Origin of the sequence: Flavobacterium quisquiliarum (assembly GCF_019308285.1) — a bacterium.
Classification (GTDB): Bacteria; Bacteroidota; Bacteroidia; order Flavobacteriales; family Flavobacteriaceae; genus Flavobacterium; species Flavobacterium quisquiliarum.
The window spans coordinates 65,177-85,179 of record NZ_WWEM01000031.1 but is presented as its reverse complement, the minus strand read 5'-3'; the positions used below and the strand labels follow the sequence as shown (position 1 = coordinate 85,179).

Below are 20,003 nucleotides of genomic sequence, written 5' to 3'. Positions count from 1 at the left end.
TGTCGGAAATATTTCCGCTCCAATTCATAATAATCTAGTTTAGCAGTGTTAAAATAACCTTAGTTGTTTAATCCCTAAAATCTATTATTATGAAAAAATTACTACTCACAGTTTTGTTTGTAAGTTATTTGAATGTTACTGCTCAAACACCGATTCAGGAATTTAACTTTAATGGTACTTTAAATAATACCGCCAACACCACTTCATTTATGGGAATCGATAATTTCGTTGCCGACAGAGCAGGGGAAGCCAGAGGTGCCCAAAGATTAAATAATAAAGCGCTAGAAGCAGTTATAGACAATCTGCCACAAGGTAAAAGCGCTAGAACAGTTAGTATCTGGGTCAAATTCAATGATATTTCAAGTGCCAATTATATTTGGGGATATGGAAATGCTTATAATGCGCAATACTGCGGTTTATTACAGCAAGGAACTTCTTCGTCTAACTCCGATTTGAGTTTGGCTGCTTGGGGCGCTTCAAATGATGTAATTGTTTCTACTCCGTTAGAAAAATATGTTTGGTACAATTATACAATTACTTATGAAGGAGCAACTTCCAAAATCTATCGTGACGGAAAGCTGTTGAAATATCTTGAAGGCATGACAAGAGCAACTAATGGTACTATTTTTAGATTAGGCGAAATTAATACTACTATTGGTATTAATGCGGATATAGACGATTTAAAAATCTATAATGTAGCTTTAACTCCAGAACAGGTAAAAGATCTTTATGAAAGCGGAAAACCAGTTGTTGCTATAGCAGCAGCGCCGACTGTAGAATTGAAAACGTCTAAAACTGTCGCTGCAAACGGAAAAACGGCGGCTAAACCAGCAAACGGAAAAATAATAACTACAAGTGATGTTAGTGGTGCTGTAAAAAATATTGAAATCTACTCACAAGGTCAAAAAATAGAAGGAAGTAATGCATTGAATATTAATGATCTGCCTGAGGGAACTTATTTGCTAAAAATTACTAGTTCTCCAGCCAAAAAGATTACTTCAAAATAATAGTCTTTACTTAGTTTTTAATTTTAGTTAGTTTGTATTGTTGCGAAAGCAATGTAATTTTTTGAAATAGTAAAAAAACCTTCTGGAGTTCAGAAGGTTTTTTATTGATTATCTTTTTTTCTGCTGGCCTGGAGCATATGCTTTTGCGCTTTTGCTTCCTGAAGCTTTTTTAGCCTGTCCCGGCGGGATTTTTTTTCCTGTGCTTGCTGGTGCTGCAGTATGGGTGTGCGTGCTGCAACTGATAACGCTTAATACTAAAAATAAAAGTACTAAAACGATAACTGCGATTCTAGTGATTTTTGATGTCTGCATTTGGGGTAATTAATCATTAATTCTCTTGACCGCAAATATATATTTTAAAGTAGAATTAATGAAATAACAGTCCATAAACTCTGATTTTTGAAATTTGTGAGAATTATGTATTTATATGTAGGAATTTCTTGGTAATGCTGAATTAAAATTATAGTTTTAACAAAATTTGTAAAAATTCAATTAGAGTTTTAATGGGCTGAAGTATTGTAGTTTAAATTCTTTTAAAAAAGAAGATTTTCATTCAAATACATTGAAAAATATACTTTTAATATCTTTTTATATATGAAAAAATTATTACTCTCTTTAATGTTTGTAAGTTTTTTGAATACGAATGCACAAAATCCGGTGCAGGAATTTACTTTTAATGGGAATATGAATAGTGCTGATAACACCATTTCGTTTTTAGGAACTCCTGTTTTTGTAAATGATAGAATGGGAACTCCTAAAAGTGCTTTACGTCTCACGAATAAAGCGTATCAAGCGGTAGTCGGAGATCTTCCGCAGGATAACAAACCAAAGACTTTTTCTGTTTGGGTAAAGTTTAATGCAGTTACTGCGGCCAATTATATTTTTGGATATGGAACAGCTGTAAATGGACAATATTTTGGACTGATACAACAGCCAGCTGTTTCGGGTAATTCCGATTTAAGTTTGGTGGGCTGGGGCGATACAAACAATGTAGTAGTGTCTGTGCCTCTTGTAAAAGAGACTTGGTATTTTTATAGTGTTACCTATGATGGAAATGTATCAAAAATATATCGTAATGGAGAACTGCTAAAATCTGTAGAAGGTATGCAGCGTTCGGCAAAAGGATATATTTTAAATATTGGAAAACTGAATACGGCAACCAGTATTAATGCTGATATTGATGATTTAAGATTATATACTGTTGCTATGACAGACGAACAGGTAAGAGAGGCTTATAATAGTTCAAAACCAGCTTCTTCAGCGGTAACAGTAAGTCAAGTTGCAGCGCCGCTAAAAAAGACTGCTGCCACACCTGCAAAAGCTCCAACGCCAGCTCCCGCAGCACCTGTTGCAGCTTCTTCAAATGAAGCTAATAAAGGCGGTAAAAATATCGAGGTTTTCTCGCAGGGTAAAAAGCTAATAGGAACAGATGCTTCTAATATTTCCGATTTACCAGAAGGAACTTATTTGATTAAAGTTACTAATGGAGCTCCTCAAAAATAGCTAACGATTTCTATACTGAAAAGCCTTCTGGATAATTCAGAAGGCTTTTTCATTATTTATACATTAACTTTTTTAAATTTTTTTGAAAAAGAAATGCTGTTTTGGGTTTGAGTTATAAGCCTAAGTTTTTAGAATACCAATTTTCAGGTACAGAATTGCGATATAAAACTATTTCAAATTTTTCGCAATTTGTACATTTAATGCAACGTTCACCACCGCAAGAAATATCTTTTTCATTAAATGCTATGTCTGTGATAAACAAGTTTCCTTTTTTACAGTTAGGACAAGTAACCAAAGAGTTACTATCGTATCTGAATTTTTTTTCAGCTTCTAGCCAAAGTTTACGTTCTTCCATAATTGTACTAAAGATTTTTAGTATTTGTAAAATACCAATTTTTACTGAAAGGAAAGTTTTTCCAACTTTATTATATCTTCACAGCTAAAATCATAATCTCATTCGAACCAAAAATATTCTTAAGAATCTATTCTAAATAATATCAATATTACCATCTTATTCCCGAATACAAAAGTTAGTTAATTTTAAAATAAGTACTTATAAATTGATTATCTTTCTTTTGAAGTAATTCCATTTGCAATTCATTTGTTTGATACTGCTGTCCTCTGTAAATCCATCGGAATATATTGGGGTAAAGTGATTCACTAATTATATTTTTTCGATCAATGATTTTCTGTTCTTCTAAATCATAAATAAAACAGCTGTTCGAAAAACCTTGAATAACTTGTATTTGTTTTGGATTAATAAAAAATGCCCATTCAATATCCATCTCTTTTTCAAACTTTACTGTTGTCTTTTGTAAAGTTGTAAGGTCTGTAATGGTTAAACTTCTCGTATTGATTAAAAGATGTTTTTCTTCATAGAAAAAACTTCCGACCAAGCCATCCTGAATTGTACTGCCGTTTTCCCTAAAATAAACGGCTAAAGTTGTTTTATTGAAGTTTAAAATATGGACTAAAGGAAAACCTAAAGAAGGAATAAACACAAAATCTTTTTCTGGATGTTCCGTTTCAATTTTTTCATTGATAAATAGCTGGATTTTTTCTTCAGAAAACATTTCTTGTGTTTTATCTATTCCATTTATCAATATGCCGTAGTATACAATCTCTTGACCTCGATTAGGTTCTTCCCATCCTTTGTAGATAAACTCAATTTTCTTGTTTTCTCTTTTGAGGTCGTTTAATTTTTCAATTTTTGTGAGTTGCATAATGTTACTTATAAGATTTTTATCCAGAAAAAGTAAAGCCTTCTGGATTTCAGAAGGCTTTTTGTTTTTTAGCTTAACACGCTGATTACTATGAATAGAACTACTAGTGCTATTATGGCGTATCTTGTGATTTTTGAGGTTTGCATTTTTTGATTTTATTTTTAATTATTCTTTTTCAAAGATATGTAAAACCTTATCCGAATCTAAAACATATAAATTTCCACCTTGAATTTGTGGCTTATCTATTTGCCATGCAGAGGTTTCTATTTTATATACCCATTCAGTTAACATTGTTTTCAGATCTATCATGACTATTGTTTTTTCATTTGTAAATGAAATATACATATGGTTATCTTTTATTTCATATAGAAAATAAGGGATTTTATTAAATTGATCAATAATTATCTTTGTAAGATCATATTGTTGTTCTGTATTTTCTTTAAGATTATACTGTTTTAATATCTGGCTAGTTGAACTGTATTCTAAAAAATATAATTTATCACTTTTCAGAATCATACCTCCTCCATCTTTCTCCCAAATTAAAGAGCCACTTCGAGCATTTAAAGCATTAATTTGATTTGTAGATTTCCCTGTTAATTCTAATAGCACTATTTCCTCATTCCAAATTTCTAAAGATTTAATATTTTCAGAATAAACTTTTTCCCAGAGAACATCTCCATTTATTATATTATGATAAGATAAACTGCTCTTAAAAATACTAATGAAATTATTCTTCGAAAAATATTTTACGAATGAATTATGCCATGAAACTTGACTGGTTTCAAAGTTGTTTTTAATAATATAATATTCATCATCATTTATATCCTCTTTCAAGATAATTATTCCATTTTCAATTGATTGAGAATTAGATAAAAAGTATTTCCCAAATAAATGTTGCTGTGAAAAATATTCATTATAGATAACTAATTGGTCTTTTAGTTCTACATATAAGCTATTGTTAAATATTGCAAAATTTTTTACATTTTTAATGATTGTTTTATCCTCTATAGATAAATCAAAACTGGAGTTTAAAAGAACTAAATTATCATTATAAAAATTATATTTTAATATTTTTTCTAGTGATTTGATTACATTCATATTATTTAAAAATTAAATTAAACCAATCATTATTTGAATTTAGAAATTCTATAAGCCTTTCATTATTTGTTAATGATTTATTATAGCCAACAGTAAGTCTATAATTTTCAAACTTAGTTCTTATATTCTCATGATCCAACATTTCAGAGTATTTATTCAAAGCAGCTAAAACTTTTGTTTTTACTTGTGTTTGAGTCATTTTATCATGGTCGAAAATCCATTGTATTTGTGATAAATCTGTAACATTATTGTTGGATAAATCTTTAACAAATTGTATTACAAATGATTCAGGATTAAAACTTCCAGGAATTAAACTTTTAAATTCATAAAAAATAATATTTTGTAAATTTCGGTTATCTTGAACATCTACGTATCGAGCCCATTCAGTTTGATAGCTTTCAAAGACATAATTTCCATCATCAAAAATAGTTTTATTATCACCCATATGACGAACAATGAAATTTACCCCTTCTACTTCGGCGGCACTATTTCTCTGGCTTAATTTTGCCTTTAATTTATCCATGTTAGCATAACTTGCATCTATTTGTGCAAATGAAACTAAATTGGTAAATACCGTTTTATCAAGGTTTGCTATTAAACTACTTCCTGATGTTCCTATTCCTATTGCTATTTCTTTAAAATCATTTTTTGTAAATCCATAAGGAGGATTTCTTAATTTATTGCTGTTGATTGCCGCAGCTAATTTGCGCAAATGGCCATTACTTTGACATAAACAAGGACGAGAAGCATCTTTATAAACACTCCATGCTTCAAGTATTGATTTGGTTATATTTTGAATATTATCTTTAATATATTCATCAACCTGGTTATTATTACAACTTTTACTAATGCCAGCAATATCATCTAAAAACAATAAAATTTGAGCTTTATCCCAAGTTAATAATTCAGTTATTACTGGATTTGCATTTACGGCTGTTAATCCTGTACATAATTTAGTTATACCAGCATGTTGACCTACCTTGGTAATTAGCTGTTCAAATTTTTTACATGTAGCTTGATCCTGTTTGGTACAAGCTTTACATTTTTCCTCTTCCTCTTTTTCCTTTTCTTTTAATTTGCTAAGGACATTTGCTGTGGCGAATATAACTTGTGCTTGACTATTGGATTGTTTAGTAGATGCTACAATTAATTCTATTTGTCCATTAATTGTATAATAAGAAGCTTTATATGGAATTAAATTTATAACAGGAATATTATCTGCTTTAGTAATTAAGCCAGTTTCTATGTTAGCTTTTGGGAGGAGTATGACTTCTTCTTCCACATCTTTAACAATTCTAAGAAATGTAGCTATTTCAGTATTTAACGCATTATTACCATCAATTAAAGCGTTAAAATTTGGAACATCTGCTACTGCAGAAACATTACCTTGAGAGTTGAAGTTATTTATCATTGTATATGCACCATCCTTTGATGCTATACTGGCTCCACTATTATTATGTGTAGATGTAATATTGCTAATCGCTTCTTTAAAAATCTTTCTTGTAGATTTATCAATGATTTCTCGTGTAGCCTCTTTAACAACAGCATTTTCTACAGAATACCAAAAACCATTTTTAAATTTAGATATAATTTCATTAGAAGCATCAACAACTAGAATCTCTTCACCTTGTTTTATTACTCTGTTTCCTGAGACCATAAAACCTTCAAGTTTTTGGATAATTATAGCTATATCATCAGATGAGTTGTTTAAAATATCAGCTAATAGTTCGGCAGTTATGAAATCGTCTGTTTTATTAGCAAATTTTTCTCCTTTTATCAAAAAGCTGGTAATAGCTTGTCTTTGTGGATATGGTATTTTTGCCTTTCTTATTGCATTTTTTATTAAAACCCATTTAATAGCTTGACGAACTTTTGCTTGAACTGTTGGATTAGTAAATGCCATATGTAATGTAGTCGCTAAAACACATCCAGTTAATGCCTGCAGTGCAACTGTACTAATTTCTCTAGGAGGTGTCTTCTTAGTAAGGTTATGAATTATGGCATCACCTATTGGTGTTATAGCACCTGCCATACAAGCATCTAGCTTGGTTATATCTGTCATAGTTCCCATAGCACAGCTAACGGCAAGGCTGGTATAAGATAGAGGAAGTCCTTCTTCATTATCACTAAAGTTTCTGATTAAAACGTCTGCAATAGCTTGTATACCAGCATCTAAAGCCATGCTTTTAGCGCAGCCTGCTATTTGTTCTTCAGTCAATGTTATTCCAGCCACTAATTCAGCCGTACCTAAAGCGCCTACTGCGATAATTACTGTATTTGTAATCGCATTTGCCGCTTTGACTTGTACAGAAGTACCCTTACTTATTCTTGTCGCTATGCTTTGTGAAGAATCGGTTTCTAAAATAATAGAAAATTCAAGTTGATCATTGTTTACTATATCAGCATTGGCAGGATAAGTTAATAAAAACTTACGCTCTACTTTTTCAAGTTTAAGATTTTCTAAAAGCTCAACTCTAATATAATTAGTTCCTGATCTGTTACCTAAATGTTCTATTCTAAAATAATCTGGATACTCAAAAGCAGTTTTGTTATCTGCTGCATTAATATTTAAACGACTAATTTTGTCAACATTTTTTGCGCTTGATAATACTGATTTTATTGCAAGTAATTGTTCATTTACACTAAGTCTTTCTAGATCAATTACAGATTGATTCTTTTGGTTTTCTAAAAATTTAATTATTTCATCCCATTCTGATGATGTATATTGCTTATTAAATATATCATAACATTTACCAGTGTTTCCACAGATTTCTGCAATTTCATTAAGTGGTAGGGATTGAAGTAAGTTTTGAATTTTCTTAATTTTTGAAGCTTCAAGACTTTTAATTTTTTCATTTAACAAAGCTAAATCGGCTACAGGAAGTAAATTTTTATATATTTCTATCGTGCAAGAATAAATAATATTCTTTTTAGCTAATTCATCATAGATATAATTACCTTCAGTATTTTTAGATACTTTTTCTAATTCGTCTGCATAACATAAAACCAATGCTACTTTATCAGCGGTAACATTTTTTTTATATAATATATTAAGCTTTTTTTCTTTATTATTCTCTACTATAGTAAATTGTCTATTAGCTTCATCAAAACGAACATTTTTTTGATTAAAAGTTATTTTATACCCTTTATAATAAAAGGTACTTTTTTCTTCATCAAAAAATTTGAATACAGTTTGATTTAAATCTTGGTCAAGCTTGAAATCTAAAGTTAAAAACAAAGACTCTGTTGCTGCCCCAGAAGAACTCTTCTGAAACCCATAAAATCTCCATCCACCACTATGAATAACATCCCAATCGTTATGTGATAATACAGTACCTTTTCCATAATCCATTAAAAGATCTGTATTTCCTGATTCTCCTGAATTCGAGAAAGGGTGTTTTAGACCGAAGATTCCGTGACCTAGTTCGTGTGCAGCGGTTCTTAAGATTTCGTCATTATCATTGTTCTTAAATACAAATGCATATTGACTTCCCAAAGGCATAAAACCTTTGTAATTGTCTTGACCAGATTTTCCGGTGTATATAACATAATAAGTTTGATCATTGTATGTAAAACCTTTAGTCGTTTCTATCTGATTTATGATACTTTTTTGATCATCTGTGTAAAAATTAAAGATGTCGCTATCTCCACACTTAATTACGTCGGGCATTGTAATACTTTCGACTTTTTGTGAGGTAACATTAAATTTGATACCAACTTTGTTGTAAACCTCGTTAAGATAACTTTGCATCTTATCACTACTTGGTGCGTTGGCTCCATTAATGCTTAATACAGTTACGTTTATTGCTGGTTTTTGAGTTAAATCCCAAATATTTACTTTACCAGCAATCTCAGATTTACCTTTAATTGTTTTAGTTGCATCTTGCGGATCTTTTTCTTCTTTGCCTTTTACTGTTGCAATGATGCTGTACTTACCAAACTCAAATTTTTTGGTCAGTTTTATTGCAGCCTGTGTATCGTTTATCCATTCAAAATCAACTTCCTCCCCGGCGCTGGTTTTAAAAATAATATCATCTTTTGTTTTTCCATTTTTAAAATTGGCTTCGGCATAAACAACATCCTGATTTTCTAATAAGTCAGATACGGCTTTATAATCAACATTATAATTGCCTCCCGTTGCCATAGGAATTGTTTCGTAAGTCTGTAAAATCTTTGGTGCACCATTTGAAGGCATTCGGTCATAAGCATATTTACTGTTTTTGCTGCCATTTTGGATGCTTTGTGCAAAAGTAATTTTGACATCAGGAGATGATATTTGAGTAACTTCACCATTGCTAGATACGCCATTTGTATTTGAAGCAATCGCTTTTCCGCCATCAGCAGCTTTGGTAAAAGTAGGTTCTCCTTTTCCATTAGCTGGAATGGTAACAGTATTTCCGTTTTTATCAGTGTAAATGCGTTCGTAAGGAGATTTAGGCAGAGTGGTAACAGCTCCGTTTTCTCCTTTGATGGTCACACTCCCATCAGGATTTAATGTTGCAGATTTTACTACATAATCTAATGTGCCTTCAATTGGTTTTCCATCATTTCCGAATATATCAGTGATAATTTTATCACCATCAATCATGCTGTTCCAATTAGGATCATAAGCAGCAATAATCTCTCCCGAAATCAATTTAAAATCAGTGTTTAAGCCAATGTTGTTAAATGTGATTCGGATACGGGTATTTTCGCTTAAATTAAATTTAGCTTTTCCATCTTCATCAGCATTTTGTTCTGCAATGGCATCAGCAGCAGCAATTAACAATCTAAATTTCTCTATGAAAGGAAATGTTACATATCCGTCTCCAGAAAAAGTTCCATTGCTTCCTGTTGCATGTAATACTACTAGAGGGAAATCTCCTGCTGAAATTACATCATTAGGAAAAAGTGCTGGCAATGGAGTAGTGTTGGCTAAATCGGCAGGATCTGGTTTTATACCACAGCCCTGAAAAGCGATTTCGTCTCTAACCAGAGTTTTAAATTCTTTAACTGTACTGTGGGTATATTTTCCAACATCACAAGATGATCCTACAGTATATTCGTAAGTTGTATTTGGTTTAAGATTCGTTATAACTATATTTTCTCTTGGAGTAACTACTTTATACCATTCAGAATCTGCATTTTTTTCTCGGTAATTTACCTGATAATCAAAATTATCAATATTTCCAGACCAAGTTACTTTTGCTTGGTTTTCACTTATTCCTTCTACATTTATTGCCAGCGGAGCGGTACAGAATACTTCGTAATCGAAAGAGTAAATTTCGCTGAATCCATTATTTTTAAATACACCAACTTCTTCTGCACCCAAAAGTGCTTTTGCTTTTACTCTCCAAGCATATCTTTTACCTGGAATTAATTGTGGCTCTGATACGCCGTATTGCAGCGTAGTTGATCGTGTAGTGGTAGTAAATAGAGGAGGTGAGTAGGCAAATGCATTTTGTATAGGCGTGTATTTGTCCCAAATTTCTACTAACGAAAATTCATATTCCACATTGCTCACGTTAATCTGTCTTGGAGTCCAGCTGAAGATAATGTTCTGAATATTTTGCTGCATTATCGAGGCATTGTTCAAAGGCAGATTCAGAAACGGAGGATCATTCTGGAAAATAATAGTCGTTACGCTGGTTTTCCTAGAAAGCTTTTTATTCGTTGCAAAGTCATAAACCTCAACAGAAAACGTATAAATACCTTCTGGAAGTGCCTGTGCATATTGATTCGGATTTATTCCAAGAAGGTTTTGATATTGAAAGTAAGGTGCTAAATCTACATTGGTTAGCTGAAGCGGCACTCCTCCTTCAAGAAAAAGATCGTGTGCTCCAACTACAAAATCGTTGGTCATTAACGAAATAGACTGCCCTTGGAAATAACATTTCAGTCGGATTTGACGATTGGAAATAGTTAAATCGTTTAAAGCAATCTGCACTTTGATGGGGCTATTTATGGTAGACGCATCGGCATAATTGCTTAAGTAAATTGGTGAAGGCTGTGTAATCTGCGTACTAATGGTAACTGGATAGGTTTGCGCTATACCAGAAACTATTGCCGAAAGCCAAAACCCAAGGGTTAAGAATAGTTGAAATTGTAGTTTTTTTAGCATTTGGGTGTATTTATAACTATTATACTTTAAAATCTTTTTCTCTTAATATTTTAATTCGATTGAATCGTTTACAGCTTTTTCTATTGCCAGCTGGTGATAAAACGGAATTATTTTTTCTTCTAATTGTCTGCTGATTTCTTTGTCTTCTTTTTTATCCTTATTTAATTCAAAGAAATTGTTGACTTCCTGTTTACTGAAAGCAGCCATTGATTCGTTATTTTGCAATTCGTTTTGTGGTAATTTGGCCAACAGAGCAAATTCTTTCATCATCCATCTATGGTTGATTAATTGTTTTTCTGCTGTCTTACTTCTTTCTACCAATTTTTGATATCTGTCGTTAGTCGCTTTGTCTTTGGCCTCTTCACTGTTTAAACCATGCATTTTATCTGTATTAACACGACCGATTGCAGCTGTGTAAACTTGCTCGATATGCTGGTCTTTTGCGGCGATTTCACGATTTAATTTCTGAACAATGTCGTAAAGTGCATTGTTGTATTGAGAAACCATTTTCTTATTGGTATTATAATCACCAAGATAATCCAATACTTTTTCTTTGAATTCTTTATCCTCTAAAGTCATTCTGGCTACATCCAAACGTTTGTCCAGTTTTTGCAATTCAGTTTCAGGTAAAGGTCTTAAAGCATTTTGAAGCTGTTCGAGTTTATTAATAATTTCGCTTTTTGTTCCTTCTAAAACAACATCATTTGAAGATATTTTGAGCTTGGTTTCTGGAGTTTCTTCTTGAGTTATTGGTTTTTCTTCAACACGTTTTGGACGAAGTTTTATTTTGTCGAAAGAATACGTATAAGATAATGTAGCTGTTAAATCATTGTTTCGAACAGTTTGAGAACTGCTGAAAAGTGTAATGCAGTTTAACCCGAAATTATGTTTCTGCATGTAGATGTAAGAACCATTTAAACGAATATTAAAAACATCATTTACTTTATCCCCATTATTGAAACTGGTGTTATAACTGGTAGAAAATGAAGTATTCAGTTTCTTTTCATAAAATAGTTTTGTGGCACCAATTGTTGGCCCTAAAATTAAATTATCTCCAACATCCAATTTTCCGATAGTACTATTAAAAGAAGCGGTAAGATTTAGGTCTTGCTGCGGATAACCTAAAATATAGGAAAGTCCTGTGTTGTAATAAGTACTAGCACCGCCAGCAATAGTTTTACCCTGTTGCTGATTTACAGCATCCTGCATGCTGAAGTTGGCATTGAAAGCCTGCTTTCGTGTTTTATCATTTTTTAGAAGATAATTAACGGTAAGAGCGGCATTCTGATTGACCTGTCTGAAATTTAAGGTATCTAAGAACTCGTATTGATTGGTTTGATTGATATAATCAAATTGATTTCGGCTATTGGTATACGATTGAAAATTAGAATAATTAAGATTAAAGTTTAATTTTTGATTGGCTCTAAAATCGGCACTGATAGAGGAAACAAGTCTTTTCATCTGACTTTGTTTTTGTTTGTCTAAATTGTCTTTTTGTAAACCTAAATTCAGATTTAAGCTCAATTTGTCTTGGTATAAAGTCTGAGATGCATTTACGGTTACATTTTCTAAATCATTATTAAAATAATAACCACCAAGTGTTCTATAGTTTGGATCAATACGTTCGTAACCTAAACCTAAAGTTCCTTTCCCTGCAGGATAAACCAGTTGTCCTTTCAATGCTTTGTAACTCGTAGTTGTTGGATTTGATTTTAAAAGTAAAGAAGAAATATTCTGATCTTTAGTGTTTCCAGTATCTCTTGTATCTTCTGTAATACTACTGTTTGCAAATTCAGTTTGAACTTGTAATTTTTGAAATAACTTAAAAGATGTTTCAAAACTAATTGCAGCATTTTCTTTTGGCGAAACACCCAATTCAAATGGAACAGGAATAGCTAGAGAATTTACCTCATCTTTTGCTTTAAAAATGGTAAGTCCTAGATTTATTTTTTCCAGCGCATATTGTGTTTTAAATCCGTATCCCATTCTTTTATAGGTTGGAACAAGCTCTGTATTGATGGCATCATATTCACTGCTTCGTACTAAACGACCGTACATTGCACTGATTTTGAATTTCCCCTGCGGTGTTAAATCAACTCCTAATCCAGTGAATTGATGTCCAGCTAAAGTGTAAGGCGAAAAAGTCATGCTCACATCTCCAATGTGTCCAGTAATCCATTTATAAGATGGGTGAATACTTAGACGATTCATGAGTACGGGTCTGTTATAACCAAACTTTTGATTGGTGTATGAAAATGAAATCGGGATATTATATAAACCTGCGACATTTACATTGATATTTCCTTTTAAGAAATAGGTAAAAGGTTCTCTCGCGGCGTTTCCGGAATAGAATACTCCATTGGCTGAAGCACCTCCAGAAACGTTCACTAATTTGGCTTTTCCTAATTCTTCAACATTGAAACTCTGCGCAAAAGTGAGAGAATTATACAATAATATGCTGAAAAATAATATTCTTTTTAAATTCATTATGATAAATTCAGGGCAATGAAATAGGGAAGGAGTAACCTTTTATTTCTAACTGTTTTATTTAAAAAATTGACTTTTGATCTGATTCTAGACTTATTGTATAATTAGTTTTCTCAGTTTTGTTCCTTGCTGTGATTCAAACAATACAAAATAAATCCCCGATGAAAGCCCGCTTAAACTAAAATTGAACGAGTAGGCATCTTGTCCATTTCCATTTTTAGAATCTATTACTACATTATTATTCAGATTATACACTTTAATACTAGCAGGCATTACTTTATCTAATGTCACATCAACCGTAAATATTCCATTAGAAGGGTTTGGATAAAGTTTCATATCGAATTTTTTCTGTAAATCAGTTTCATCTGGATCTTCATATTCGCCTTCGGTAACCAAAACTGTTTTGGTTTGGTAAGCGGTGCATCTTCCTTTTACTGTATTTAATGTAATATCATATTCGCCTGGTTTTGTAAAAGTCATTTCGGCATAATCACCATTATTAGTCGTTACAATAGCTTCTGACGGTAGTTTCCATTCAATTTTATCTGCTTTAGGATTACTGATATCCACAATAATAAATTTCTCATTTACAAACACTTGAGATGACATGGCAAACTCAGCACTAATATCAGATTCCTGACTAGAAATATTAATTGTATCTGTTGCCTGACAACCCAATTTATTGGTTACTACAAGAGTATAATTTGCAGGTTCAGAAACTGTAATAATTGGATTCGTGCTTTTGAAACCTTTGTCAGAACTCCAAGCATAAGTTGCTTTATCATCGTCTATAGTACCATTTATAGTAAGACTTTGTTTGTAACATAATGTCACATCTTCACCTAAGTAAATAACATCTTTTGGAGGATCTACAATATTGTAGGTTCTTAAAATTTTACAGCCTCTTGCATCTGTTATTTCTAACGAATATTCTCCTTCTGATGCATTACTTAATGTATTTGTTTTCTCGCCTGTGTTCCATAGATATGTGTATGGAGCTGTGCCTGCAATAGGAGTTACCACAATTTTGGCATCAGAACCTAGATAACATGTTGGCATTTTTATTGTTTCAGAAGCATCTAAGTGCGGCGGTGCGACAAATGTGATAGATTTCGTAACATTACAGCCATTAAAATCGGTAACAGTAACTGAGTAAGTTCCCGGCGCTACATTCTTTAATATTTCTGTAGTGGCTCCAGTATTCCATAAATAACGATAAGGTTTTGTTCCACCAGTTGGAGCAGGTGTAATTGTCCAATCATTTCCATCGCCACAAAGAGTATAATCAGCAGCAAGGGTATTATCTACTTTTTCAGGTTGATCAATTATAAATGAATCGCTTTTTGCAACATTATTTTTAGTATCTGTTACCTCAACATAATAAGTACCAATTCCTAAACCGCCTTGAGTTACGTTTGTCCCTAAAACGTTTTGGTTTAAAACAGAATACCATTTGTAAGTGTAACCTGCTATACCTCCTGTTACGTTTGCTCTAAGAGTTGCATTTTTGTCTCCATTACATAAAACACCGCTTACAGAAGTAATAGTTGCCACCAATAAATCTGGTTGTGTAATTTCATAAAGCTCAGAGGTAACAGCACAGCCTTTAGCATCTGTTACAATTGCATAATATTTACCAGCGGCAAGATTTACTGCTGTTGCTGTAGTTCCAGTAACAGGAGCATTTGCACTCGTGAACCATTTGTAATTGTAATTTGCAGTTCCGCCTTGAACAACAATATTGATGCTTCCATTAGAAAGTCCGAAACCAGTTGCTGGCGTAATTGTTTTTTGGCTTATAAGTAATTGTTTTGGTTCTGTAATTTCAACATTTACAATTGAAGTGTAATTACAGCCTTTACTGTCTTGAACTTGTATGTCATAAATGTTGGCTTTTAAATTTGGAATTAAAGCACTTAGATTATCAAAAGGAATCCAATTGCCATAACCAGAATCTTGTGATTTGTAACGGTATTGAAAACTATTGCTTCCACCAGAAGCTGTTAACGTTATAGTACCATCGCTGTAACCTAGACAGTTTACATTTTTTTGAACGTATGTAACTACGATAGGATCTGGTTGTGTGATTACAATTGGTTTACTTGTAACTTCTACTTTATTGAAGTCTTTTACTACTGCGTAATACGTTCCAATTTCAAGATTACTTAATATGGCATTTGATTCATTTGGAATTTTGATTCCGTTTTTATACCAAGAAATAGTTCTGATACCAAAGCCTCCTTTTACAACAGCAGTTATAGAACCATTTTTACCATTATTACAAGTGATTTCTGCCGATTGACTGATGCTGATTTCAAGTACATTATTATTAAAATCAAATTCTGCTGATTTAGTACAGCCAGTTGCATCGGTAGCAGAAACGGTAAAAATACTTGAAGCTAGATTGGTAAAGTCAACTTGTTTTAAGTTTGAATTTGGAACGTCTTTTATAATTGTTCCGTTACTGTCTCTACAGACATATCTGTACGGAGCAACACCGCCGACAATTTCGATGTGAAGTGCACCGTCATTATTTCCTGCGGTTGGAATAGTAGGCACAATTTTATCTAAGTCAAATCCAAAATCTTGTGGTTGCTCTATGATAATGTTATTTAAAGTCCCAATACATAAATTTCCATCATAAACAGTAACAGAATAAGTACCTTTTCTTAAACTGTATTGATTTTTGTCTGTACTTCCGTTACTCCATAAATAAGTGTAAACAGGTGATCCCGCAACAATATCTGGAGTTCCTCCTATAACATTGATTTCTGCAATTCCATCAAATCCTTCATAACATGTAACATCTTGTTTATTAGCCATTGTTACAATAATTTGAGTTGGCTGTATCAATTCAAATAAAGGAGAAGTAGTTTTATTGTTATTTGAATCAATTACGGTTACATAATATTTACCCGTTACTATATTTCCTGTTGCTGCTTCGATATTTTTAGTAGTGCTGATTAATGTGCCGTTTTCTTTATACCATTCGTAAGTATAGAAACCTTGTGCATCAGGAACACCAGTTCCTGTTTCAGCTTTAGCTCTTAAAATACCAGTTCCATCAAAACAGTCAATAGATTTGGCAATAGTAATAGTAACTTCTAGTTTTTTTGGCTGTGTAATTTCAAAAGTCTTTTCTAGATTACAATTTTTGCTGTCAGTAACGATTAAGTGGTACGATCCAGCCAACTGATTGTCTAAAACAGCTGCAGTTTGACCAATAATTTCTACATTATTTTTAAACCATTTGTATGAATAGTTTGGAGTTCCTCCTGATATTTCAACAGTAATTTTTCCGTTATTTAAACCAAAACCAGAAGCATTTTTTACATTTTCGTCTTTAAATTCTAAGCTGTCTGTAGGTTCTGTAATTTCTATAGTTTTAGTGATTTTACAGTTTACAGCATTATTGTCTGATATGGTTACATTATAAATACCATAGGAAAGTCCAGAAATTGATGATTTTCCATTATTAACAGAAGATTCGGTCCATACAATACTATAGTCGGAAGAACCTCCTATTATGTTTAAATTTATGGTTCCGTCATTTCCGCCTTTACAAGAAACTTCCGTTTTAGTAAAACTGGCAGCTAGTGGATCTGGTTGTGTGATTGTATATTCATTTATTCCATAAAAAATATTGCTTTCCTGGTCTGTCACTTCAACAATGTATTTTCCAGCACCTAAACCAGATGCTACATTAGTTGTCGATATAATTTGGTCTTTATCCAATTCATTATACCATTTGTAAATATAGCCAGGTACACCACCTTTTACTGTAACGGTTAGTATAGCAGTTTTGTCACCATAACATTTTATCTCAGTATTTGGCGTCATCACTATACTTTCAATATCTAGCGGATCTGGCTGTGATAAGGTGAATTCTTGGCTGACAGGACATTTATTTTTGTCCGTAACTGTAACTACATAAGTACCAATTTCCAGTTTTTCTATCTTTTTTGTAGTTGCAAATACATCGTCAGAATTTTTTATTTTCCAAGCGTAAGTATAGTCGCCGGCTCCATCGACACCTTCAACTTCAAGGATACCATTTTGGGTTTTGTAACCAGTTAAGTGCTTTTCTGTAATAGTTTTTATAGCCAATTTAGCATCTGGCTGACTAATTTTAATACCTTTTAGTTCGAATGGACAATCGTTTTTATCTTTAACTAAAACATTATAAGTTCCTGCGTAAATAGCAGGTAAATCTTTTGAAGAGGCTTTATAATCTTTATCTTCATCTTTCGTCCATACATAAGTGTAATCTGCCGTTCCTCCTTCAACCTTAATTTCAATTGCTCCAGTTTTCTCTCCAAAACATAAAACATTTACAACATTCGAGGCTAAAGTGACTTTTAACGGATTTGGTTCTGAAAGTGTTATTTCTGCACTTTTTTCTGCACCAACTCCATCTTTTACAATTACTTTATATTTTCCTGCATCCTTACCAGAAATTTTGTTGGTTGTATTATGAATGTCTACTAAATCAGTTCCACTATACTTAAACCATTGGTAAGTATATTTTGTATCTCCTCCGCCAGCAGTTGCTGTTATTTCTCCATCAGAATATCCAGAACATTTAATAAATGCGGTTTCTTTTAATTCTACAGTTAATGCTGGATTTTCCTCTACTGTAAAAGTTTTGCTTTTTGAACATGAATTATCATCGGTTACTGTCAATGTATAATCACCTGCTTCAAGGCTGCTGATATCTTTTACATCAGAAGGAGATGGGATAGGTCTACTTGACGTCCATTTGTAATGAAGTGTTCCAGTACCTCCAATTGCAACAGGCATATTGATTGCTCCAGTACTTTGCTTATTTATTAGGACTTTTGTTATTGAAGGAGTTTGAATTTCAATTGCTGGAGGATTGATTATTTTAAATGATACATCTGCTGAACAGCTGTTTGCATCTTTAACAGTTACAGTATAATTTCCAGCTTCAAGAGTAGAACTGGTGTTTGTAGTGAGATTAAAAGGTGTGCCGTTTTTTTGCCAAATATAAGTGTAATTTGGTGTTCCGCCTTCAACAGTTATTGTAGCTTTTCCATCATTAACATCATTACAAGAAATATCTTTAGAAGTATATTTTACTTGAAGAACTTTAGCAGGTTGATCAAGAAACTGATCTACAGATACGGCACGATTGGTATCATCGGTCACTTTTACTCTATAAGTACCAGATAAAAGTCCAGTAATTGTTTCACTTGTTAAATTGAGATTAATTTCGTCAGGAATTCCATCTCCATTTAGATCTTCGACTACTTCATACCAACTGTAATTATATATTGATCCGCTTCCACCATTAGCTTGAGCTGTAATAGTTCCTGTATTTCCTCCATGACATAAAATATTTTTGAAGCTTTTGATTTTTACATTTAAAGCATCTAAAACAATTTCATCAGAAATTACAGGACAATTATTCGCATCAGTTATTGTTACAATATATTTTCCATTTTTTAATCCAGTGGTTAATCCAGAAGCGTTTGTGTTGGCAGTAAAAGGATCACCTTCTTTTGTCCATGTATAAGTATATTTTCCATTAGAAGGAGTTCCTCCGTTTACCGTTATTTTGATCACTCCATCCGCAGCTGTCTGACTTGATGGTTGGGTTCTCTCCGTTTTTATAATTTCTAATTTACTTGGAGCAGGATCAATAACAAAAGGATCGTCGTCATTTCCTTTTTTAGGACCTGATACAGTACATTGAGCGTTATCTTTAATTATATAGGTATAAGAACCAGAAGCAAGATTAACATTAGAGGTGTAGATACCACTGTTTTCAACTGCTGTTGTCTCGGCAACTTTTACATTCGAAGCATTTATCCACTGAATAGTATAACCAGGTTTACCTCCAATTATTGTTAATAGAATGTTTCCATTATTTCCAGAACACTTTGGATTAGAGACTACTCCCGTAGCTTTTATCTGTGGGTTTGGTTTTAATTCTTGAGGAGCTGAGTAAACGTAATGACCGCCTTCGTCAGTAACTTTAACTTTATAATAGCCGGCAGCTAAACCTGTAGCAGTCTTAGTATATTGTTTTGTTTCTATTTCACCTACTCCATTTTGACTTGTTCCAAACCATTCATAGGTATATTTTGGAACAACATTTTGAGGAAGAAAAGGGAAGCCTCCTTCCGCAGAAGCAGTCAATGTTCCTTTGTTATCTCCATAACAAGTTATAGGTAAAGGTTCTGCGATAGTTGCTACAAGAGGTTTGGGCTGTTGAATAGTAAATTCTGCTGTTGCATCACATCCATTAGCATCAATAACATCGACTCTGTAAAGTCCTGCTAAGAATTGTGTATAAGAAGTTGGAGTAGCAATTTTAGAATTGTCTTTATACCAAGTTTCTTTGTAGTCTTTTGTACCTCCAGTAATTTTAAAATTCACGATTTCACCATTAGCGAAATTATTAATAGTAGCTGGATTGGCGGTACCTGAAACTGTTAGAACAGCAGGTCTTTCGATTTTTATCGTTCGTGCACCATTAGCATCAACTTCAGAAGGATTTGTTTGAGAATATCCCAATAACCCAAAAAAGAATAGTAGTAATATGTAATGTTTTTTCATAAA

Annotated in this window: 9 protein-coding genes; 2 read left to right on the top strand and 7 right to left on the bottom strand. The window is 32.6% G+C overall.

What is annotated here, in order from left to right:
• Positions 1-89 precede the first annotated feature (89 nt).
• Positions 90-1,007 (top strand): LamG-like jellyroll fold domain-containing protein, encoded by a 918-nt coding sequence (locus GSY47_RS12645; RefSeq protein WP_179004030.1) that lies wholly within the window; start codon positions 90-92, stop codon positions 1,005-1,007.
• A gap of 108 nt (positions 1,008-1,115) precedes the next feature.
• Here the strand turns inward: GSY47_RS12645 and GSY47_RS12640 are convergent, their stop codons facing one another.
• Positions 1,116-1,319, bottom strand: a complete 204-nt coding sequence (locus tag GSY47_RS12640; protein ID WP_179004029.1) for a hypothetical protein — start codon at positions 1,317-1,319, stop codon at positions 1,116-1,118.
• Positions 1,320-1,601: 282 nt separating this feature from the next.
• On the opposite strand from GSY47_RS12640, the gene GSY47_RS12635 reads away from it, so the two are divergent.
• Positions 1,602-2,510 (top strand): LamG domain-containing protein, encoded by a 909-nt coding sequence (locus tag GSY47_RS12635; RefSeq protein WP_179004028.1) that lies wholly within the window; start codon positions 1,602-1,604, stop codon positions 2,508-2,510.
• A 112-nt stretch (positions 2,511-2,622) separates the two neighbouring features.
• On the opposite strand, the gene GSY47_RS12630 is transcribed toward GSY47_RS12635, so the two are convergent.
• From GSY47_RS12630 to GSY47_RS12605, 6 genes are all read right to left on the bottom strand, one after another.
• A complete protein-coding gene (locus GSY47_RS12630; RefSeq protein WP_179004027.1) occupies positions 2,623-2,865 on the bottom strand; it encodes a hypothetical protein in 243 nt (80 codons plus the stop codon).
• 175 nt (positions 2,866-3,040) lie between these two features.
• A complete protein-coding gene (locus tag GSY47_RS12625; RefSeq protein ID WP_179004026.1) occupies positions 3,041-3,733 on the bottom strand; it encodes a hypothetical protein in 693 nt (230 codons plus the stop codon).
• 165 nt (positions 3,734-3,898) lie between these two features.
• Positions 3,899-4,831 (bottom strand): hypothetical protein, encoded by a 933-nt coding sequence (locus GSY47_RS12620; protein ID WP_179004025.1) that lies wholly within the window; start codon positions 4,829-4,831, stop codon positions 3,899-3,901.
• A 1-nt stretch (position 4,832) separates the two neighbouring features.
• Positions 4,833-10,931 (bottom strand): fibronectin type III domain-containing protein, encoded by a 6,099-nt coding sequence (locus GSY47_RS12615; protein WP_179004024.1) that lies wholly within the window; start codon positions 10,929-10,931, stop codon positions 4,833-4,835.
• A 42-nt stretch (positions 10,932-10,973) separates the two neighbouring features.
• A complete protein-coding gene (locus GSY47_RS12610) occupies positions 10,974-13,418 on the bottom strand; it encodes a hypothetical protein (RefSeq protein WP_219071402.1) in 2,445 nt (814 codons plus the stop codon).
• Positions 13,419-13,511: 93 nt separating this feature from the next.
• Complete coding sequence (locus GSY47_RS12605) at positions 13,512-20,000, bottom strand: T9SS type A sorting domain-containing protein (protein WP_179004022.1); 6,489 nt, start codon at positions 19,998-20,000, stop codon at positions 13,512-13,514.
• Positions 20,001-20,003: the final 3 nt, after the last annotated feature.